The sequence below is a fragment of the Motilimonas sp. 1_MG-2023 genome (assembly GCF_030547455.1).
Classification (GTDB): Bacteria; Pseudomonadota; Gammaproteobacteria; order Enterobacterales; family CBDFNC01; genus Motilimonas.
Genome location: NZ_JAUOPX010000037.1, coordinates 1 through 21,927, shown reverse-complemented (window position 1 = coordinate 21,927; position 21,927 = coordinate 1). Strand labels below are relative to the sequence as shown.

The following is a 21,927-nucleotide window of genomic DNA, read 5'->3' as shown; positions in this document are numbered from 1 at the left end:
GAATATATCAGGTTACGGCCCGAGTTATCGCGAACTGCTGTATCGGATGATAAGCATCGTTTAACTTAGCAGAACTGTGGATTAAAACCTAAATGGAAAGCGACTGAACTAAGAAAAAGCCGCTTTACATTTTACACCATCAGCTTGCAGCCCCTTAAGCGCTAACAAGCTGTGAGCGTTCATTGTTAATCAACGACTAAACCTTAAACGCCGACATAGTATGCTTCAAATCGGCTGAAAGAGCTTGCAGTTGCGCAATCACTTCACTGGAGCGCGCCACGGCGAGTAACGACTGCTCAGATTCTTGGTTCATTCTGTCGGTGCTGGCATTAACTTCACTGGCAACGGCAGTTTGCTCCTCGGCCATGGCGGCAATGGAATTGATCATGTCGTACAAGCCTTGAATGGCATCGCGTAAACTGTGTTGAATGGCGTCTGAGCGACCTATTTCATTCATACTCTGCTGTGCATCGTTAGCTGCTGCTTCAATCACACCCACTAACCCTTTTGACTCCGACTGTAATCGTTCAATGCTTAATTGAATTTCTTCTGTTGATTCACGGGTTTTACTGGCCAGCGCCCTTACTTCATCAGCCACTACCGCAAAACCTCGGCCACTTTCACCGGCTCGTGCGGCCTCAATAGCGGCATTTAGTGCCAATAAATTAGTTTGCTCTGCAATCCCCTGAATCACATCCAAAACACTGCCAATCTGTATACTAAGTGAATCAAAATTAGTGACGCGTTGATTAGCATCGTCCACTTTTTGCACTAATTGGCTAATTTGCTTAGTCACTTGCGCCGCAATAACACCACTGTCTTGTGAGTCTGACTTAACGCTGTCAATATTTTCTAAGGCCGCTTGAATACTCACACTTTCTTGTTCAATCGCACGCGTCACCTCAGCCATGGCGGTGCTGACATGAGCAATTTCTTGTTTTTGACGCTGCACTGCATGATCGACATCTTGGCTGCTCGATAAAATAATACTAACTTGATTGGTCGTATTATCTGCTGCTTGATTAGCATCAATGATAAGGGAGCGCGTTTTCGCTAAAAATTCATTCACGCTATTCGCCATCAGGCCAATTTCATCTTCACTATGAATGTCTATTTGCTGAGTTAAATCCCCGCCCCCCTTGGCAAGGCTAGCCAACGCACGAGTTAATACTTTCACTTTTGAAATAATGCGGTTGACTAAAATAAACGATAACGCCGCTAACATGACGCCACCTAGCACCACCATAACCCAGGTTAAATTAATGACCAATCCACTCGATGCACGGTTCATTTCATCATCAATTTCTCGGATTAATTCACGGTTACTTTTATTAACATCGGTAAAACTAACCTCGAGCTTATTCTGGTTAATCACCGCTTGTTGCGTGATGATTTGCTCTACTTGCGCCGCGCTATCGGTAATGAGCTGTTTAAACTCTACTTCTGTTTTTTCGATTTCTTTGTTTTGTAAGCTTTTATCCAGCGCAATAATTAACTTACCGACCACACGATCTTGGTAAGAAACGTCTGTTTGTGCCAAATATATATTCGGGTTATTTTGCGCACCATTTAACAGCTTTTCCATTCTACGGTTACCTTGCCCCTCATTAACCAATTGATTAACCATAGGGTTAGCACTGTTAAGGTAACGAGTCAGGTAGCGCCCTTTATCGTCATAAAAAGTAGCAAAAACGACACTAGAGTTTTGGTGAGCGGCCTTCACCAGTTCAGTTAGCTTAGGCATATCACGGTCAACAATCGCTAAAGGTGAAATAGAGGCCAGCATGGTCGCCATCCCATCAGCGCTAGCTTTAGCATTATGGTCAAGCAGTTGGGATATACTTTGCTGTTTTTCACTAAGCTGCTGTTTCAAGCTCATGCTTAATGCTTGATGAGTGTCTTGTGCCATGGCTGTTAAAGCGTGCTGACTCTCAAGTTTTGCTTTACCCAACTCTTGTTCAAGTGCTTCAGAGGAATCAGTCAACTTACGGTGTAAATCAATCACAAGATTTGACACGCTACTTTCAGTAAAAGAAATAGAACTGTAGGTTTGTAATGCTACCAAAACGAACACAGCAAAAAGAACTTGTACCAGCAGAGATTGCTTCATTTTTGTTAGCATAACGGACCTTAATTGAATCTTACAAGCGGGCGCATAGGATACCTTTAAAGAAAGGGAGACTTAATAGCCTGCTCTCGGTAAAAGGTAAAATTACCAGCCTATTTTAATGATGTTTTAGTCAATTCAATGATTCCCACTTGCAAAATGAGCTTTATATCCATTTAAAGTAAGAAGGATGTTGCTATATCAAACATAGTCAAACGCAGCAAAAAAAGAAAAATGATCCCTTGAAATTAATCTGATTAACCAGATTAAACTAATACCAATAAACCCATTAGTTTAATAAGCTAACAAGACCGACCATAGAAGATTTTATGACCAAAGTAACTGGTCAATTAAAAATAAAGTCAGGGAATTTGGGTTACAAATAAGATCTAGTTCAAACTCATAAAAAAATAATATTGCGCCCGATAACTCCTGCGCTCTATAGTTACCCTATTACGCGAGTGATGCTGTGATGTGGAGGTGAGTGTCTTTCAATCGGATTGATTGACTATTAAACCTTCAAGACACCAAGGATGGGGTGATTCATAGTACAAGGAATAGTTTTTCCAATTGTGCAATTTTCATGTTGTATCCCTTCCATATTTGTCTTTCACTTCCTTGCTTAATATCAACCAAGTACTGTTTAACATGCGGTATTTGGTCACTCATGGACCTTACCCGTAAGGGTAATTTAATAAGGATATAACATGTTTAAGCTTAAACTATTAACCGTAATGGTTGGCTGCGGTATTGCAGCAAATAGCTACGCCATGAACCCTCAGCCAGACCCTCTCAACCCAACGGGTTACACTGTTACTAAAGCAGAAATTCAAGCCGCTGAAGACGCGAAAACAATGAACCCTATGTACGATGTTTGGGCACAAGCCCTACGCACTCGTCCAAATTCGGTCGTTGAAGCAATTGAGCCAGGTGCGGCCAGTAACCCTGAAAACGTTAAACGTGTTGAGCGCGTGTTCCCGCAAGCTGAGTGGGACTTCTTAACGGGCATGGCTGCTCCTGAATACACTTACACCCGCTTCCTACGTGCCATTGGTAAATTCCCAGCCTTTTGTGGCGAATACACCGACGGCCGTGATTCAGATGCCATTTGTAAGAAATCTATCATCACCGCATTTGCTCACTTCTCACAAGAAACGGGTGGTCACATTGCTAAAGACAATACTTGGGACAACCCACTAGGTCTTGAAGAGTGGCAACAAGCACTCGTCCACGTTCGTGAAATGGGTTGGTCAGAAGGCCAAGCGGGTTATACTACAGGCTGTGGCCAAAATGATTGGCAAAACAAACGTTGGCCATGTGCTGCAGGTCAAGGCTATTTTGGTCGCGGTGCAAAACAACTTTCATACCACTTTAACTACGGCGCATTCTCTGAAGTCATGTTTGACGGCGATGCAACCGTACTACTTGATAACCCAGGCCTAGTCGCAGATTCTTGGTTGAACTTAGCTTCTGCTATTTGGTTCTTCCTAACGCCACAAGCGCCAAAACCAGCCATGTTGCACGTAATTGACCGCACTTGGAAGCCTTCACAGCGCGAGATTGACGCAGGTATTGGTTACGGTTTTGGTACCACAATCAACGTTATCAACGGTGGTATTGAATGTGGTGAGCAAAACAAAAACAAGGGTCAGCCTGTTAACCGTATCCGTTACTGGAAAGGTCTCTCTTCACATTACCAAATCCCAATCGAAGATGATGAGAAAAACACTTGTTATCAACAACTTCCATACGGCAGCTTAAACCTAAACGGCGCCACTGACGTGCTTTACACTAACTGGGACGGTAACTGGAAATACTACAACGATCGCCCAGGTGGCCAATCATTTGAATGTGAATTGGTTGGTTTCCAAACGGCTTACTCTGCACTGGTACCAGGTGATTACGAGAAGTGTGTGACTAACTTTTACGAGTCTCATGCCAACTGGCCAGAAGTGCGTGTTATTGATGGGCCTGTTGATCCAACACCAACGCCAACTGAGCCTCCTGTAGGCGGCGTGTCCCCTTGGGATGCAAGTAAAGTTTACACTGGTGGCGACAAAGTTAGCTATGCGGGCAGTACCTACGAAGCAAAATGGTACACTCAAGGTGATGAACCAAGTAAAGGTGGCCCATGGAAGCAAATCCAAGGTCCTACACCAACAACAGAACCGACTGCAGAGCCAACTGTTGCACCAACAGTAGCACCAACCGTGGCTCCTACGCCTAAACCAACGGTAGCGCCAACTGTTGCGCCTACTCCAACACCAACAGTTGCACCGACTGTGGCGCCGACACCTCAGCCAACGGTAGCGCCTACTGTAGCACCAACGGTTGAACCAACTCAGCCTCCAGCGGGTGACTTTATCACTTGGAAAGCGGGTTCAACTAAAGTAAACAACGGTGATAAAGTAACCCACCTAGGTAAATGTTTTGTAGCACAAAACAACCCAGGCGTTTGGGAATCACCGGTTGCTACTAACTGGTTCTGGAAAGAAATTTCTTGTGGAGTTGCCACTGAACCAACAGCTGCGCCTACTGCTGAGCCAACTTCAGCTCCAACAGTAGCACCAACCGTTGCACCAACAGTAGCGCCTACAGTAGCACCTACAGTAGCACCTACTGCGCCACCAACAGGTGATACCACTTGGAGTGAAAGCACTATTTACAACACAGGCGATACAGTGGTTGTAAATGGCGTAACTTACACTGCTCAATGGTGGACACGCGGTGAAAACCCAACGACCACTGGCCCATGGGGTGTATGGAAGAAGTAAAAAAACCTCTTCCAAAGTTTAACTAAGTAACAAAAATAGGAGACGCTAGCGTCTCCTATTTTTTATCATAGTGTCGGTTATCTTTCATCGCCTTCATTTAAAGGAACAGCCGAGTCAATGCCTCTGCTTTAGTACTTACTACGCTCGCTACTTAACCTCTACCCTGTTTAAGCCTAACACAGCCAGATAAAGTATGTTTGACGGCAAAATTTCGTTTTCAGGGATGAAAACGCAAAGCTTATAGGGACATATTCACAGCGTTTTTGCAGGAAAGCATACTATTTCATTTATCCAATATTCAGGTTACTTAATTTCAGTTGGCGCAATAAACCCATCAAGCGCTTCAACCCGAGCAAGCCAAAGGTTAATTGACTGGAATGGTGCTAAATTGATTCCTCCTTGCGGTGCTAACTTGGTATAGGTATAGATCGCAAGATCTGCAATGGTCGGAGTTTTACCCACCAACCAATCGCGTCCGGATAAATGCTGTTCCAAATAAGCTAATAACTGCTCACTCGTCGCCATTGCAGCATCGATATCAATTGCTACCCCCAATAACTTGTGTCTCCTTAACGCACCGGGACCATTCGCTAGCTGACCAGCAGCGAGGGATAAAAAACCTTGAACTCGCCCCTGCTCTATCGGCTGTTGTGGCATCCATTGACCAGACTCATCATACTGACGGGCTAGATAGACCAATATCCCATTTGAGTCAGCGATTATCTCGTTATCATCTTGTAGTACTGGCACTTGTCCTAACGGGTTAAGCTGCAAAAATGCCGGCTGTTGTTGTTCGCCCTTAGCTAAATCCACTGTTACAGAGGTATAGTCCAATTTTAATATTGATAAAAATAACGCCACACGATGGCTATGGCCCGATAAAGGATGGCTATGGAGTATTAAATTTGTCATCTTTTTTTCCTTTAATTCAAATAACTAAGCAAATGCAGTATGGGAAAAAATTGCGACGAGAAAAACCATTTTAACGTAGAATCTCTATCAACAAATAGTTAACAATAACTCTAATTGGTGATCTAGTGGATACTATAGTGGGCATAAACACCATCGTTGCTGTTGTAGAAACGGGCTCATTTACCGCCGCAGCCCAGCGTATGGATATATCTAAAGCGTTAGTCAGTAAATATGTGGGGCAAGTAGAGGCTCAGCTTGGTACGCGGTTATTCAATCGCACCACGCGACAAGTGGTTTTAACCCCTGTCGGCCAAGATTATTACCAACAAGCACTTATTCTGCTGCAGCATTACCAAAAAATGCAGGCCAGTGCCACACATGCCCAACATCAACCTCAAGGTAAACTACGCGTCACCACTTCAGTTATTTTTGGCGATACTTTACTCGCCCCTTTACTGCCAACATTTTTAGCAATGTATCCAGAGGTTGAGTTAGATATTCTACTAACCAACAAAAAAGTGGATTTATTATCGGGTGGTATTGATCTGGCCATTCGGATCGGCCATTTGGCAGACTCCAGCTTAGTCGCGCAAAAAATCAATCAACTGCCACTCATGCTTTGTGCTGCACCGGAATATTTAGCAAAGGTAAATCCCCCCAAAGCCGTTGCCGATCTGGCAACATTAGACTGCCTGATAGACAGTAACCATAGCCAACCTCACAGATGGACGTTAACCGATAGAGATGGCAAAACAGAGAGTGTCAATGTAAAGGGCAGGATGACGATTAATAGTTCAAGCTCGATCGCTTCACTTGCTATTGCTGGCGCAGGCATCGCTATGTTGCCCACCTTCCTAGCAGAGCCTGCCATTAATCAAGGCAGGCTAGTAAGAGTATTGCCTGAATATAACGCGTCAACCTATGGTCTTTATGCGGTTTACCCACACCGACAATTTTTATCCCCTAAGGTGCGCTGTTTTATCGACTTTATTCGAGCGCATTTTGGCCAAAGAGATATCCGCCCTGACCATTAAAAAAGGATGTAACCTCTGCTTTTCTTAAGTCTATACCCAATCAACCTGGAGATGCTTGATTTCAGCAAGATTTTACACGCGTTTAGGCAAGGCATTGATTGCAGGTAATGGCTTCCCCTTATCAAAATCAATAACACAGCATAAACGCGTGTAAAACTTGCCCTTTGGGAGCGCCGCCGTGTTTCCACTACGTTGTTACGCTAAATTGAAAGGTGCCTACATTCCTGCATTAGCGTGCCTAGTATTGAAAACACGGTGGTGCTCTGAAACATGCATCTTCAAGTTGATTGGGTATATTACGAGTGGATAAAGTATATTTTGACTGCAAAATTTCGTTTTCAGGGATGAAAACGCAAAGCGTATAGGGACATATCCACCGCGTTTTTGCAGGGGAAATATACTATTTTGCTTAGCCAGAACTCGGGTGATGTACAACAACCCGCTATTGCTGTATTTGCAACTGGATGCCGGATGCCTTTATTAAGTCATCTATCTCTTTTGGCGGTGTTTGATCGGTCACGATTAAATCAACGTCTTTAATCGAGCCTAAGTTAACCATGGCATTACGGCCAAATTTAGAATGGTCAACCGCCAAAAATACTGCGCGGCTGTTTTCAATAATCGCGCGCTTCACTCGTACTTCGTGATAATCAAAGTCGAGCAATGAGCCATCAAAATCAATGCCACTGATGCCTAAAATGCCAAAATCTAAACGAAACTGAGAAATGAAATCGAGCGTAGCTTCACCGGTAACGCCGCCATCTCGGTTACGTACCTCGCCCCCGGCTAAAATCACTTTAAAGTCAGGCTTATTCATTAAAATAATGGCCGCATTGATATTGTTGGTCACAATACGCAGCTGTTGATGCTCATCAAGTAACGCTTTTGCCACCGCCTCTGGCGTGGTACCAATATCAATAAATAGCGTGGCGCCATCGGGGATGTGTTTGACTAAGGCTTGCGCGATGCGATTTTTCTCATGTTGGTTCATGATTTTTCGTGCGCTATAAGGGGAGTTCTCAGCGCTATTGGCTAAAGTGGCACCACCGTGATTACGGCGAATTTTATTAGCATCAGCGAGTTCATTTAAATCACGGCGAATCGTTTGCGGGCTCACCTCGAACATCGCAACCAAATCATCCGTACTGACATAACCTTGAGCTTTCACTATCTCAATGATTTTTCCATGTCTTTCGCTCGCTTTCACGCTCTTTCCTTATATCCAACAGCCCTATTGAGTGGCAATTAGTTTACGTGATAAGCGCAATAAAAGGCAATTTATACCCAAACGACTTCTTATATCCAAACAACTTCAGGATATGCCACTAACTTAGCGAATGTATCAAGGCCAAATGTGCGGTGGCAGAACGCCACTAGGAGTATTAGTGGGTGGTAAATCGATTTAGGCTGAAAGAATTTAGCTTAAATTGAAACTGACAGTCACCGATTAAAAACGGGTAACTGTCAGATAAAGTCTGAGTTAGTGCAACTTAACCCACTTTTTGATTGGTTTCGAACAAAGGTTGAACCACAGCAGATTGCGCTTTAGGGGTTCGCCCTAACTGCTGCGCAACATAGTTGCTCACGGAGCTTTGCTCATCCGCATTTAAGATGATGCCAAGCTTTGTCCGGCGCCATAATACATCTTGTGCAGTAAAAGCATACTCACCTGTGATTAGGTAATCAATTTCACATTGGTACACGCCTTGACCAAAGTGCTGCCCCATTTGCGCCTCTGTAGTTATCCCTTGTAACCATGTATTTACCTGTGTGCCGTACAACTGGCAGTAACGACGAATGGTTTTATCACTCAACCAAGCACACTGCTGGCGTAACTGATTGCTTAATGCAGCTTCATCGTAGCCTTGCGCGCCAGGGAGTAACGAGTCAGCGGTCCAGCTGCCGCCCATGCGCGGAAAGAAAGGTGCCAGCTGCTTCATCGCCGATTCCGCGAGTTTACGGTAAGTGGTGAGCTTGCCACCAAAAATCGACAGCAATGGCGCCCCCGACTCTTTTTGCTCTAGCGATAAAGTGTAATCACGGGTGATCGCTTGGGGTGAGTCAGACTCATCGTCGCATAATGGCCGAACGCCACTAAAGGTCGACACCACATCATCACGCTTAATTTGATGAATAAAATGCTTATTCACAATCTCAATCAAATAGTCGACTTCTTGCTGATCAATCGCAACTTTTCTGGCATCACCTTTAAATTCAACATCAGTGGTGCCAATCAACGAGTAATCTTCAAGATACGGGATCACAAACACAATGCGCTGGTCATCGTTTTGCAAGATGTATGCTTGTTCTTCATTATGGATTTTCGGCACAATAATATGTGAGCCTTTAATTAAACGAATGCCGTAAGGTGACTTCGCGTCCATATTATCGGTAATAAAACTGCGCACCCAAGGGCCAGTTGCATTAACCAGTGCACGAGCTTGGCGCTGAAAACGCGTGTTGGTGCGCTTATCAAATAACGTAACTTGCCAAAGTTCGCCCACCCGCTGCGCTTTCTCAACATGGCAATAGTTCTTAACTTCCGCGCCATGTTGCGCTGCTTGTTGAATGTTCAGCAGCACTAAGCGCGCATCATCTACCCAACAATCAGAATACTCAAAGCCTTTTACCATCTCATCTTTAAGTACGTGGGTTTGGCGAAAATCAACGCCATGACTGCCTTTTAAGGTGGTGCGTTTGCCTAAGTGATCATATAGAAATAAGCCTGCACGGATCATCCATGCCGGTCGTAAAAAAGGACGGTGAGGCAAACGAAAGCGCATGGGCTTAGCAATATGAGGGGCTTTTTTGAGTAATACTTCACGCTCAGCAAGGGACTCTGACACTAAGCGAAACTCATAATGCTCTAGGTAGCGCAGTCCACCATGAATTAACTTAGAGCTCGCAGAAGAAGTGGCAGAAGCAAAATCACTTGATTCATATAAACCGACCTTTAACTGTCGGCCCGCCGCATCGGCGGCAATGCCCGCACCATTAATGCCACCACCAACAATAATCAGATCTAACACCTCATTTACATTTTCTTGCTTGTTCATTTTCAACCTCTGTTCGAATTGGTAATTTTTAATGTTCGTTCGAGCATTTGTGGTTAATCTACCGAAAATTACAATTAAGTCTAGTGTATTTTTTGTTAATTATTTTACAAAGCACAACAAAACCCCCATAAAAAGCTGTTTTGTAAAATAAATTAATACAAAAAAACCATAGGTATAAGATTTAAACACCCCAACCACCTAATAAAAGGGTGAAAAAAGGGCATATAAAAGAGACAAAAAGGCTCGATAATGAGCAATCAAGTTAAAATTATGAGCGTACGCACATTTTTAACTGTTTTTTGTTTACAACTTGTAAACATCTTGTAACTTTGCGTTCGAATTCTTCCAAAAAACAACAAATAGGTTAATTTTTTATGAGAAAAAATAATGAGAAACAATTGCTCGGAGAATGCCTCTCAGAATTTATCGGTACTGGGTTACTGATTTTTTTCGGTGTTGGTTGTGTGGCTGCATTAGTGTTAACAGGCGCAACATTTGGTCAGTGGGAAATAAGCATTATTTGGGGCGTAGGCGTCGCGATGGCTATTTATTGCTCGGGTGGTGTCTCTGGCGCTCACCTTAACCCAGCCGTCACCATTGCATTAACGTTAAGCCACGGTTTTGATAGACGTAAAGTGCTGCCGTATATCGGTTCACAATTGCTGGGCGCGTTTAGTGCCGCGGCACTGGTCTATGCCTTATACAGTAATTTATTTATTGACTATGAACTCACTCACAACATGGTACGAGGCAGCCAAGAAAGCTTAGCGCTGGCGGGGATCTTCTCTACTTACCCCAACCCATTACTCAGCTTTGGCGGGGCCTTCGCAGTAGAATTAGTGATCACTGCGGTGTTGATGTTTGTGATTCTAGCGTTAGGGGATGATCGCAATGGCGCAGCCAATGGTGCCGCCACGCCGTTACTGGTTGGTTTATTAATCGCGGTAATTGGTGGCTCGTTGGGTCCACTAACCGGCTTTGCCATGAACCCGGCGCGTGACTTTGGCCCGAAATTTTTCGCCTACCTGGCCGGCTGGGGTGATATAGCGCTTACCGGCGGTAAAGACATTCCGTATTTCATTGTACCCATTTTAGCTCCCATCATGGGCGCATCTCTCGGCGGCTGGCTCTATCCAAAAGTGATTGGTATTTACCTTACCAATGACGAGCAAACAGCAAATGAACCCGCTGAAAACGCACCACAAGTTTCAACAAACGCATAAACATCACGATCTACAATTAAAGAAAATAGGACATTATCATGGAAAAGAAATACATCGTTGCTCTAGACCAAGGCACTACTAGCTCTCGCGCTATCGTACTCGATCGTGATGCCAATATTGTTTGTAGCGCACAACGTGAATTCACCCAAATTTATCCGCAAGCAGGTTGGGTTGAGCATGATCCATTAGAAATTTGGGCGTCACAAAGCTCAACATTGGTTGAAGCGTTAGCTAAGGGAGGTTTGCATTCTGATGAGATCGCCGGCATTGGTATTACCAACCAACGTGAAACCACCATTGTTTGGAACCGCGCAACGGGCAAGCCTATTTATAACGCCATAGTTTGGCAATGTCGCCGTACAGCCAGCATTTGTGAAGAGCTAAAACAAGCAGGCTTAGAAGAATACATTCTCGAAAATACTGGCCTAGTGGTTGACCCATACTTCTCCGGCACCAAAGTAAAATGGATTTTAGACCATGTTGAAGGTGCACGTGAGCAAGCAGAAAAAGGTGAATTAGCGTTCGGCACCGTGGACTCATGGCTGATTTGGAACATGACCCAAGGTCGTACCCACGTCACCGACCCAACCAATGCCAGCCGTACCATGCTATTTAACATCAATACCCTAGAGTGGGATGACAAACTACTTGATGCATTAGGTATTCCTCGCGCCATGATGCCAGAAGTCAAATCATCATCGGAAGTATACGCACAAACCAACATAGGTGGTAAAGGCGGCACACGTATTCCCATCGCCGGTATTGCAGGGGATCAGCAAGCGGCTTTATTTGGCCAAATGTGTGTAGAAGCCGGACAAGCCAAAAACACCTACGGCACAGGTTGTTTCTTATTAATGAACACGGGTGATAAGAAAGTTACCTCCAAAAACGGCCTGTTAACCACCCTCGCCTGCGGCCCAAAAGGCGAAGTAAGCTATGCACTAGAAGGGGCAGTATTCATGGGCGGCGCATCCGTACAATGGCTGCGCGATGAGCTACAACTAATTAGCGATGTTGCCGACACCGAATATTTTGCCACTAAAGTAGACACCTCAAATGGCGCTTATGTGGTGCCAGCATTTACTGGCCTAGGCGCACCACATTGGGACCCGTATGCCCGCGGTGCCATTGTTGGGTTAACCCGTGGGGTAAACCGCAATCACATAATCCGTGCCACATTGGAAAGTATCGCCTATCAATCATTAGATGTTATTTCCGCAATGCAGGCAGATTCAGGCATCAAGCTCGATTTTCTAAAAGTGGATGGCGGCGCGGTGGCCAACAACTTCTTAATGCAGTTCCAGTCTGATGTGTTAAACACCGAAGTTCAGCGCCCAGTAGTAACAGAAGTAACGGCATTAGGCGCGGCTTATCTCGCAGGTTTAGCGGTGGGTTTCTGGGGCAGCATTGAAGAGCTTAAACACAAATCAGTGCTGGATCGTTCGTTCCAACCTTGTGCCGACGACGGCAAACGTGAACGCCGCCATAATGGCTGGAAACGTGCGGTTGAGTGTGCCAAAGGTTGGATCACCGAATAATTTTTCTTTAACAAGTTAGCCATAATTAAGGCAAACAATGCCTCTGCCCCCAAGCCATCGCTAAGTGTTCATTGCTAAGTGTTGCGCTTGGGGTTGTCACCGCAATGATCAGGGTGAACGCATAAGTGATTAATTATTATACAAATCGCCGTAAAATCATCCTTCAAAAGCTGTTGATGGCTTAGTTGCTGCATCCATGCTGCAAATATTCGTCTAATAAGTAATCACAAATTGTTTGAAATACGTTCATGCTCTTGCCCTGCCGCAATTATTAATAAACCTCAGCTTTACTTAAGCTTATTACAATCGGGTAAAGTATATTTTACTGATCCAGAATTGCGGTTAATAAGGGGTTAACTGCGCATCAACTCCAGCAGCTGAGTATTCAATTGCACCAACGCCAAGTTTAACTGGTCACGTTGTTTTTCAGCCATTTCACTGGTTTCATGCTGTATTTTTTGCAGCGCCTCTTTTACCTTCTTTATTTCATCTTTGGTCGCTTGAATCTGCTCTTGCTTCACATCTTCATTGGTTTTACTGCCTTTACTTAGCTCTTGCTGGCGCTGGCTAAGCATTTGCTCTTTTAATTCATCACTGACTTTTGGCTTATCTCGCCCTTGCCCGCCCTGCTCTTTTGCCAGCAGCTCACGCGCTTGCGGAGAAATGGTGACCGTATCGCTAGTCGGCGGTGGTGGTGGCGGATGACCCACGCCCTCGAGGCGGTCTTCCTTTACCTCAGTCGGCCCTTGTGGCCTAACTAGGGATGGATTAACATCGACCCCATCACGTTGCGGCGTTATGTTCATAATGTGCCATAAAATAACGAATACTTAATCACGTTATCGGCATTGCTGCAGCAATCTTTAGCCCATTCTAAACAAGGTTCTACCATGGATATCAGTACCAAAACCGAGCTTGAAGCCGCCGCCTTTCGCCGCCTACTGGCTCACTTAGACGAGCATAAAGAAGTGCAAAACATTGATTTGATGATCACCGCTGACTTTTGCCGTAACTGCTTAAGTAAGTGGATAGCCGCTGAAGCGAAAGCGCGTAATGTTGAGCTAACAGATGATGAAGCGCGAGAGTGGATTTACAAAATGCCCTATTCACAATGGAAAGAGCAGCACCAGCTGCCCGCTACCGATGAGCAAATGGCTGCGTTTAACGCTAAAAAGAAATAAGCACACAGATGTGCAGCGAATAAGCTGCCCACTACCAATGAGCAAATGGTGGCGATTAACGCTAAAAATAAATAGGCAAACAGATGTGCAGCGAATAAGCTGCCCGCTACCAATGAGAAAATGGCGGTGTTTAACGCCAAGAAAAAGTAAGCAAACGCGCAGCAGTAAGCTGCGCACTAACACTTAAGCATTAACCTTTTTTAGGTCGGTAATGCTCACAAATGCCGTGTAAAAAGTTACGCAGTAATTGATCGCCACACGCTTTGTAGTTGCGGCTATCATATTTACGAAACAGTGCGCTGAGCTCAGGGCGAGACAAAGCAAAACCCGCTTTATCCATAATATCGAGCAAGTCATCTTCTTTTAATTCAAACGCAATACGGATTTTTTTCAAAATCAAATTGTTATTCATACGTTGTGCTGTTGCAGGCGCTTGCCCTTCACGCACACCGCGGCGCTGAATAATTAATCCATCTAAAAACTTTTCGAGCACCGCGTCACTACACTCTAAATAGCCTTGTTCGTCTTCTTTTTTCAATAACAAGCTAATGGAAAATGGCTTGATCTTATGGCCAGCTAAAGCAAAGATCGCTTGCATGTCAGTTTCTTTTAAATTCAACGCGTAACGCAGGCGACGTAAAACAAGGTTATGGATCATAAAACACTCCGAAAATTTAGGCGGCTAAACTACCACAAAAGCCTTATATTATCGAGCAGCATTTAAGAGCGGTCAGTACGTATTAGAATGAGTATCCAGATACAATACAAAGAAGCAAATAACAAAATTCAATGCGCTTGATAAGGCGAGTGAGTTAGTCAAAATTGCCCCACTGCTCGGTTTTGGAATGATATAAAAACTTATTAAACGCAAACGTCACACATCCCAGAGTATAGCTATCATTGCTTTCATTACGCCAATAGAACATGTCATGAGAAGTTTTGCACTTTGGAATATCAACAGCGGTTATCTCTGTTAATGACGCTGGGTATTGTCCGTGTTTTTGGTGATACTTACCTAACTCAACGATTAATGGTGCTGCATTGGTTTCTACCCCATGATGGGCATATATCAAGCCAACAGGTCCAGAAGAAGCGATGATAATGAAACTAACCAAGCGCAGCGCTGAAAATGCTCTCTTTTTTAACGCCGCGGTAAGCTGTTCTATGATTTTGGCTAATCCGATTGGAATAGCAAAGAAACAAATAGCAAAAGCGGTGTGACCTGACGTTACGCATAGCCACAAAGTACACAAGGCCGATACACAGATTAAAATAGTTTTTAGTTGCGGGCGCATCCCTATTCCTTTGTCGTTAGCGCAATGATGTGTATTAGTTCAGACAAGATCTGACACATCTACTTGAAAAAGTGAAAGTTACCCGTTTTGATAAAGGTGTCTAATCTTAAATCAAAACATAAAAAGAGGTAACTCTCATGTTTCATACTAACAATCCTATCATCAAACACAAAGCTGGTTTACTCAATCTTGCCGAAGAACTTGGCAATGTATCGAGCGCCTGCAAAGTCATGGGTGTATCATGAGATAAATTTTATCGTTATCAAGAGTTGGTTGAAGATGGCGGGATTAATGCGCTCATTGATAAGTCTCGTCGAACACCTAATCTAACATCAAATAAAAATAATGGGGACACCCACCTAAATTTCCCTCATATTCACTGCTTAAACAGTCAATAGTGGATTGGATGTTGATGGTCACTGGCAAACACCGACGCGGAAAAGTTTTTTGCCTGCCAAAGTCATGATGCAGCTATTTCGAGGGAAGTACCTGAGCAAACATAAGACTCGCACTCAAAAATAACGAATTAAAAGTGCCGCAAGGCGATACGCCGCAAATCCTCACCAACCTGTTTAATAAGTGGGGACGGTTAGACTGGATGGTGCATTGTGCAAAAACCTACGAGCATGGCAATGGCGTGGTGAAATACCTGTCTCGGTACATTCGAGGTGGCGCGTTCAAGAACAATCAATTACTTAAATTAACGGAAACAAACGTGCGAATTAGCTAATCGCACCAAACTGAGCGGCGTGAATTTCTGACCTTAAACCATCAAGATTTGCTCCAGCGAATACTGACTCACATCGCGTTGCCGAAAAACCGCAATATCAATATATGGGCTTGTACCACAGCCGATGCGTTCAAAAATTAAACCAAGCGAGAGCCGAATGGGGGCAAATTACCGTCAGCAAAAGCAACGCCATTAAGTGGCAGGAATTAATGGAGCAAGGCCAGCAAGCCACTTGCTGCAAAGAATGTGGTCAGCCGTTGAGTCGGCTCGTGAAGCTCAATATGGGGGTGATCAGACAATCAGAAATACAGCTGCACTAAAACGGGATAGGCGAAAATTCTACGCTAGCGTGGAAGGCTTGCTCCTGCGTAACATCCAGATAAATAGAGAAAATAAAGGCTATTCAAACCCGCTTCAACCCAGTATATTGGTCCTCAAAATTAAATCAGCTCGCTAAGCGTTGCGTTAAAACGGCATAGCGAGCTATCCCCCTCACGCGGCAGACTTAACAAGGTCAATGCAACCTACATCGAGTAAGGTCGCGGTGGTTAAGTGATGCGGAAGAAACGATGAGGCTGATTGAAGCGTTAGGTTTTTAGCAGGTATAGCATCGAGTATCGAATGAAACATTGGACTGAGCCAAACGGTATACTAATAATACAAATTCCTATTGATTGGCAATATCTCAATCCAGCCTTTAAAGGTGAGGAAGAAATCTCACCTTATAGCTTTCAACCTTACGACGAATCAATTGGTTGTTTTCAATTAAGTTGTTACCCGTTGGAGGAATTGGCTCCTAAAGTTGCAAATGCGAATCCTGAAGGTATAAAAAAATTAGAGTGGAGAGAATCTAATCTTGATGATTCTGAATTCTGCACTCGCTTATACCACGGTGCTTTAGGTGATCAAGCTCTAATCGGAAAATATATTCATGACACAAAATTAATAAATGATCCTCGTATAGAAGAACAACTTAAAATTGTAAGGACAATATTAAATACTGTCGTAATTGTCCCGCAAACGGATCGTAAACTTGCTGCCGATTTAGATAAATCCGATAGGTTTCACGCTTCATTAGCTGCATCTCATGATTTACTGTTTTCTGCCATTGAATCTGAGTCTTATATTGAAATAATTGCTATTGCAGCTAATCAAATAGATGCTTACCTTAGATTGAGTATTGTGATCGCAAAACAAATAAAGGCCCAAACTAACGATATCGATGTTAAATACTTTTTCCAAGCAGATGGCGAATGGGGAATAATGGAGCGAAAAATATACGAGCATGCTAAAGAATTTGGCATTATTGACGATGAAAAATTCGATGAATTAAATGCTCTATACCAACTAAGGAATCGTGTAATACATCGGTACGTTATATCTAACATTAAGACTCATGATCTGGTAGAGATTGCTACACGCTATTTGAAATCACTTGAATCAACAAGGCTAATTTTAGCCACATTTGAAAATAAACAGGCTAATGAAGATTATGGTGTTTATGGAAAGGTGCTTGGCAAAAATCAAAATGATACAAGCGCCATTCAAAGGCTCCATGCTTGTGCCAATGACAAACATCTTCTTCAGAGATTTAAACGAAAAATCAGCCATAAAAAAACCTAATCGGGTAGCCGGAGGTCTCTAACCTCCAGCCCCACACCACCCATCATGCACTCTTTATTGAGAAGATGTGCAATGGGCGGTTCACCTTCCGTAATGAATAGTAATCCAAATGTCCTTCAGTGATACCAGACCTTGAGCAGCAAGGAACTCATTGCTTATGCCAATATTGATTCCTTTGGTTTTCGAGCTTCTGCAGGGCCCTTTGCTGGTGATACCACAAGCAATGGCGAGACGTTCACTGACACCCAACTTGATTAAACTTCTCACTTTGGTGCGCGGTTTTCGCCACTGTCGCCAGTAGCACATTCTCAGTCTGCGCCGGATCCAATGATCTAGATCCACGGTAAGCTGATAAGCGTTAGCGACCAGATAGTAATATCCCCAGCCGCGTAAATATTGCGTCAATTTATGAATTTGTAGGGCCATTGAGATCCCCCAATTACGGTTGCTTAGCTCCCTGACTTTGGCCTTAAATCGCTTTAATGCACTGTCGTGGATCTGAATTTTGCCGTAACGGAAGGTAAACCCGAGAAACTTGGAGCCAGACACAGGGCCGACTCGACTTTTCTCTTCATTTATCCGCAATTTAAGCCGCTTGGTGATAAACCTAGTCAGCTCTTCTTTGACCGCTATGCCTTGGCTTTTCGTCTTCACTAGGATGATGATGTCGTCAGCGTAACGCGCAAACTTAGGTTGTTGACGCGCCAACTTTTGTTCTAGTTCATCCAGTAAAATATTCGACAACAAAGGGGATAACGGCCCGCCTTGTGGTACGCCTTTGCATGACTCTAACCAAAGACCGGTTTCAGCGTCTGCAATGCCTGCTCTTAGGTATTTACCGAGTAGGCGCATCACTGCTTTGACTTTACGGCTAAATTTAAACAGAACTAAAACAGTTGGTTAGGTTCCGCTCCGCGACACATTATAACCAACTATTTTGTCCGCTTAATATAGGCGTTAGGCATAGAGGTATACATGAATATCAATCAGAAATTAGAGGCGATTACCAATGGTATCTGGTAAAGACATATAATCGGGTAGCTGGAGTCCCTAACCTCCAGCCCCCATACAAGCGTCAAATCACAATGATTTTCATCCCAGCAGAAAAAGACTAAACAATTGAGTCAAAACAAGAACTCAGCTATGGTTTGGTGCATCATAAAAATATATTTTAGAACGAGTAATTCTACAGGCTCGTTATGTGAAGCGAGCATGAAGAATATCTCTATAATCGAACAGTATTTTGATAGCCCTTTACCAAAGGAGTATCGTGAATTTCTTTCAAGTCATCAGGGTGAACTTGATGGAGATGTTTATCTATATCTTCCTGAAGATTTGATTGAACGAAATGAATGCTATGAAACGAAAGAATATGCTCCTGGCTATATCAGTATTGGAGACAATGGTGGAGGTATGGCTTTCATTCTGAGCCTCAATGAAAATGATTCAAATGTGTATGCAGTTGGGCGTGGAAGTATGGTTCCGAGCCTTAAAGAGTTAGTTAGTTCAAGCTTTCAAAAGTGGCTTGAAGAAGGCTTGGTTTATGAAGAAGAGTAATCACATAACAAGCGGCTGCAATCTGACCTCCTGCAGTTGAGCCGGGCGTTGAGGCTGTAGAATTACTCGATTTTAACAAAAACAAGTGTGATTTAAGGTTTGTAAATGCATTAGCAAAGTCGTTTTAATGGCTTAGAATGCGATACAGAGACTCAAAAAAAATCACTAAATATTATTCAAAGAAAAATTCTACAGGCCCGCTATACATCATGGATTATCAAATGAAGTTGTTTATATGTTTGGCATTTCTGTTCGTCTGTTTTACGTCAAGTGCTAACACCCCCTATGAATTACCACGAAGCTCAGTAATCGAGCTTGAAGAAAAATCTAGTGGGCGTATCTACCCCTTGTTTATTCAACTGCCACCTTCCTACACGACGAATACTGACCAGATTTACCCGGTAATTTACCTCACCGACGCGCATTACAGCTTTCCAATTGTGAGTGGTGCTATGCGTTTTCCGATGAATAGCGGCCTAATGCAGCATGCAATCATTGTTGCAATGTCTTATGAGAAAGGTTCGAAGGGTGCCAGCAGCAGGATCAGAGACTACACGCCAACATCGGCGAAAGCCTGGAAGTTGCAGACTGGAAATGCTAAAGCGCACACAACTTTTTTGCGTGAAACCGTAATGCCATTTATTGAAAGCCAATATAGGGCGAGCAAAACGGATCGAGCCTTTGTCGGTAATTCACTGGGCGGTTTATTTGGTGCTTATATTCTATTTACTGAACCGGATTTGTTTTCCAGCTACATATTGGGGAGCCCATCGGTTTGGTTTGATGATTACGCAATACTAAATATCCCCTTAACCAAAGCAAAGGCGAAGATAAAAGTATATTTATCCGTAGGCGAGTATGAAACGCCAGCTTTTGGCGAAAGGCAAGACATGGTTGCAGGTGCTATGCAGCTCAGAGACAGAATTACAGCATTAAGCAACGCAGAGATGGAGCTAAACTTTGCCGTCGTTTCAGGCGCCAGCCACGCCACAGCATTCCCGACTACGGCCATTCAAGGCTTGGATTGGGTATATGGTATAAAACGGAAATGATGCATAACAAATCGCGGCTTTCGGGGCCTGCGGCACCTACGACGCTCACAAGTTCGCGCGCATGCGACTTATGAGATCAACGAAAGAGATAAAATTTAATGTATAAAGTTGGCGTTGTTTTATTTGATGATTTCACAGATGTAGACTTCTTTCTTATGTATGACTTGCTTGGGCGAACAACTGATAGTTGGTCAGTTAGCATACTGGGAACTAAACCTGAACATTATTCCCATCTTGGTATGAAAGTTAAAACTGACGGACATGTTTCTGAGGTAACGAATCAAGATGTCGTTCTTATAACGAGTGGTAAACGTGGCATTCCAGCCGCCATGAGAGATACTGGATTTATGTCAGCGCTGAATCTTGACCCAAATAAGCAGCTAATTGGTTCGATTTGTGCGGGGTCATTTATCCTTCATGAGCTAGGTATACTAAAAGGTAAGCCGTTAACCACGAATCCAGACGCTAAGAGTGTTCTACAAAGCATGGGAGGAGACGTTCAAGACTTACCTCTCGTGATAGAAGGTAACGTAGCCACTGCCGGAGGTTGTCTCTCACTAATGTATCTAATTGGTTGGCTGGCAGAGCGGCTGTTTGACTCAAGTAAACGAAAAGCTATACAGAATCAATTAATCCCAGCTGGACAGTTAGAACTTTTTGAAGAGCTTATTGCCACGACTATTCAATCAGCAGAGTTGAAAAATTCGCATAATCGGTTAGCCGGAGGTCTCTAACCACCAGCCCCCACACCACCCATCATGCACTCTTGATTGAGAAGATGTGCAATGGGCGGTTCATCTTCCGTAATGAACCTTTATCTAAATGTCCTTCAGTGATACCAGACCTTGAGTTGCTAGGAACTCATTGCTAAAAAATAATGGGGACACCCACCTAAATTTCCCTCATATTCACTGCTTAAACAGTCATGGCGGGTTAGATGTTGAAGACCACTAGCAAACCCCGAAACGGAAAAGTTTTTTATCTGCCAAAGTCATGATGCAGCTATTTCGAGGGAAGTACCTGAGCAAACTCAGACTCGCACTCAAAAATAACGAATTAAAAGTGCCGCAAGGCGATACGCCGCAAACCCTCAGTAACCTGTTTAATAAGTGGGGGCGGTTAGACTGGGTGGTGCATTGTGCAAAAGCCTTCGCGCATGGCAATGGCGTGGTGAAATACCTGTCTCGGTACATTCGAGGTGGCGCGATCAAGAACAATCAATTACTTAAATTAACGGAAACAAACGTGCGAATTAGCTACCAATCGTACCAAACTGAGCGGCGTGAATTTCTGACCTTAAGCCATCAAGATTTGATCCAGCGAATACTGGCTCACATCGCGTTGCCGAAAAAACCGCAATATCAATACATGGGCTTGTACCACAGCCGATGCGTTGAAAAATTAAACCAAGCGAGAGCCGAATGGGGGCAAATTACCGTCAGCAAAAGCAAAGCCATTAAGTGGCAGGATTTAATGGAGCAAGGCCAGCAAGCCACTTGTTGCAAAGAATGTGGTCAGCCTCGTGAAGCTCAATATGGGGGTGATCAGACAATCAGAAATACAGCTGCACTAAAACGGGATAGGCGAAAATTCTACGCTAGCGTGGAAGGCTTGAGCGTTCGTAACATTCAGATAAATATGGGCATAAAGACTATCCAAATTACCTCGAACTCAGTATATTGGTCCTCAAAATTAAATCAGCTAGCTAAGCGTTGCGTTAAAACGCCATAGCAAGCTATCCCCCTCACGCGGCAGACTAACAAGTCAATATGTAGTGGTACAACTATTTTGGCCACCTGATTAGAGGTGATAAGATCACCGTAACTAAGCAGGTATCAATATGTC

Annotated in this window: 18 protein-coding genes and 2 pseudogenes; 12 read left to right on the top strand and 8 right to left on the bottom strand. The window is 43.8% G+C overall.

What is annotated here, in order from left to right; translation table 11 throughout:
• Positions 1–196: 196 nt before the first annotated feature.
• A complete protein-coding gene (locus Q4519_RS16635; protein ID WP_303514181.1) occupies positions 197–2,110 on the bottom strand; it encodes a methyl-accepting chemotaxis protein in 1,914 nt (637 codons plus the stop codon).
• Positions 2,111–2,814: 704 nt separating this feature from the next.
• Between Q4519_RS16635 and Q4519_RS16630 the strand changes: the two genes are divergently transcribed.
• The gene (locus Q4519_RS16630) at positions 2,815–4,881 is read left to right on the top strand and encodes a glycoside hydrolase family 19 protein (RefSeq protein WP_303514179.1); all 2,067 of its coding nucleotides are present in this window, start codon (positions 2,815–2,817) and stop codon (positions 4,879–4,881) included.
• A gap of 303 nt (positions 4,882–5,184) precedes the next feature.
• Here Q4519_RS16630 and Q4519_RS16625 read toward each other — a convergent pair whose 3' ends face one another.
• A complete protein-coding gene (locus Q4519_RS16625; RefSeq protein ID WP_232802581.1) occupies positions 5,185–5,793 on the bottom strand; it encodes a glutathione S-transferase family protein in 609 nt (202 codons plus the stop codon).
• Between the two features lie 125 nt (positions 5,794–5,918).
• Between Q4519_RS16625 and Q4519_RS16620 the strand changes: the two genes are divergently transcribed.
• The gene (locus Q4519_RS16620) at positions 5,919–6,827 is read left to right on the top strand and encodes a LysR family transcriptional regulator (RefSeq protein WP_303514176.1); all 909 of its coding nucleotides are present in this window, start codon (positions 5,919–5,921) and stop codon (positions 6,825–6,827) included.
• A 442-nt stretch (positions 6,828–7,269) separates the two neighbouring features.
• Here the strand turns inward: Q4519_RS16620 and Q4519_RS16615 are convergent, their stop codons facing one another.
• On the bottom strand, positions 7,270–8,034 hold the full coding sequence (locus tag Q4519_RS16615; protein WP_232802583.1) for a DeoR/GlpR family transcriptional regulator: 765 nt from the start codon (positions 8,032–8,034) through the stop codon (positions 7,270–7,272).
• A 283-nt stretch (positions 8,035–8,317) separates the two neighbouring features.
• Positions 8,318–9,883 (bottom strand): glycerol-3-phosphate dehydrogenase, encoded by a 1,566-nt coding sequence (glpD, locus tag Q4519_RS16610; RefSeq protein WP_303514172.1) that lies wholly within the window; start codon positions 9,881–9,883, stop codon positions 8,318–8,320.
• A 374-nt stretch (positions 9,884–10,257) separates the two neighbouring features.
• Here glpD and Q4519_RS16605 point away from each other — a divergent pair, with 374 nt between their 5' ends.
• Both Q4519_RS16605 and glpK read left to right on the top strand, forming a co-directional pair.
• Positions 10,258–11,106, top strand: coding sequence for an MIP/aquaporin family protein (locus Q4519_RS16605; protein WP_303514170.1), 849 nt, complete (start codon positions 10,258–10,260; stop codon positions 11,104–11,106).
• Between the two features lie 38 nt (positions 11,107–11,144).
• Positions 11,145–12,644, top strand: coding sequence for a glycerol kinase GlpK (gene glpK / locus Q4519_RS16600; RefSeq protein WP_232802586.1), 1,500 nt, complete (start codon positions 11,145–11,147; stop codon positions 12,642–12,644).
• Between the two features lie 353 nt (positions 12,645–12,997).
• Here glpK and Q4519_RS16595 read toward each other — a convergent pair whose 3' ends face one another.
• On the bottom strand, positions 12,998–13,450 hold the full coding sequence (locus tag Q4519_RS16595; RefSeq protein ID WP_303514167.1) for a hypothetical protein: 453 nt from the start codon (positions 13,448–13,450) through the stop codon (positions 12,998–13,000).
• Between the two features lie 84 nt (positions 13,451–13,534).
• Here Q4519_RS16595 and Q4519_RS16590 point away from each other — a divergent pair, with 84 nt between their 5' ends.
• Positions 13,535–13,825, top strand: a complete 291-nt coding sequence (locus tag Q4519_RS16590) for a DUF1244 domain-containing protein (protein ID WP_303514166.1) — start codon at positions 13,535–13,537, stop codon at positions 13,823–13,825.
• Between the two features lie 190 nt (positions 13,826–14,015).
• On the opposite strand, the gene Q4519_RS16585 is transcribed toward Q4519_RS16590, so the two are convergent.
• Both Q4519_RS16585 and Q4519_RS16580 read right to left on the bottom strand, forming a co-directional pair.
• Entirely contained in the window at positions 14,016–14,483 is a 468-nt protein-coding gene (locus Q4519_RS16585) for a DUF1456 family protein (RefSeq protein ID WP_232802589.1), read from the bottom strand.
• A 154-nt stretch (positions 14,484–14,637) separates the two neighbouring features.
• Positions 14,638–15,120 carry a hypothetical protein gene (locus Q4519_RS16580; protein WP_303514163.1) on the bottom strand — a complete coding sequence of 161 codons (483 nt, stop codon included), beginning with the start codon at positions 15,118–15,120 and terminating at the stop codon, positions 14,638–14,640.
• A gap of 137 nt (positions 15,121–15,257) precedes the next feature.
• Here Q4519_RS16580 and Q4519_RS16575 point away from each other — a divergent pair.
• From Q4519_RS16575 to Q4519_RS16565, 3 genes and pseudogenes are all read left to right on the top strand, one after another.
• A pseudogene (locus Q4519_RS16575) lies at positions 15,258–15,449 on the top strand (helix-turn-helix domain-containing protein); the annotation flags it as partial.
• A 170-nt stretch (positions 15,450–15,619) separates the two neighbouring features.
• Positions 15,620–15,850 carry a transposase gene (locus Q4519_RS16570; protein ID WP_303514221.1) on the top strand — a complete coding sequence of 77 codons (231 nt, stop codon included), beginning with the start codon at positions 15,620–15,622 and terminating at the stop codon, positions 15,848–15,850.
• Positions 15,851–16,471: 621 nt separating this feature from the next.
• Positions 16,472–17,473, top strand: coding sequence for a hypothetical protein (locus Q4519_RS16565; RefSeq protein WP_303514161.1), 1,002 nt, complete (start codon positions 16,472–16,474; stop codon positions 17,471–17,473).
• 81 nt (positions 17,474–17,554) lie between these two features.
• Here Q4519_RS16565 and Q4519_RS16560 read toward each other — a convergent pair whose 3' ends face one another.
• A complete protein-coding gene (locus Q4519_RS16560; RefSeq protein ID WP_303514219.1) occupies positions 17,555–18,325 on the bottom strand; it encodes a reverse transcriptase domain-containing protein in 771 nt (256 codons plus the stop codon).
• Between the two features lie 360 nt (positions 18,326–18,685).
• Here Q4519_RS16560 and Q4519_RS16555 point away from each other — a divergent pair, with 360 nt between their 5' ends.
• From Q4519_RS16555 to Q4519_RS16540, 4 genes and pseudogenes are all read left to right on the top strand, one after another.
• Positions 18,686–19,030, top strand: coding sequence for an SMI1/KNR4 family protein (locus Q4519_RS16555; RefSeq protein WP_303514158.1), 345 nt, complete (start codon positions 18,686–18,688; stop codon positions 19,028–19,030).
• Positions 19,031–19,251: 221 nt separating this feature from the next.
• Positions 19,252–20,082 carry an alpha/beta hydrolase gene (locus Q4519_RS16550; RefSeq protein ID WP_303514156.1) on the top strand — a complete coding sequence of 277 codons (831 nt, stop codon included), beginning with the start codon at positions 19,252–19,254 and terminating at the stop codon, positions 20,080–20,082.
• A gap of 98 nt (positions 20,083–20,180) precedes the next feature.
• Positions 20,181–20,816, top strand: a complete 636-nt coding sequence (locus Q4519_RS16545) for a DJ-1/PfpI family protein (RefSeq protein ID WP_303514154.1) — start codon at positions 20,181–20,183, stop codon at positions 20,814–20,816.
• A 241-nt stretch (positions 20,817–21,057) separates the two neighbouring features.
• Positions 21,058–21,813: pseudogene (locus Q4519_RS16540) on the top strand (transposase); the annotation flags it as partial.
• Between the last annotated feature and the right edge of the window lie 114 nt (positions 21,814–21,927).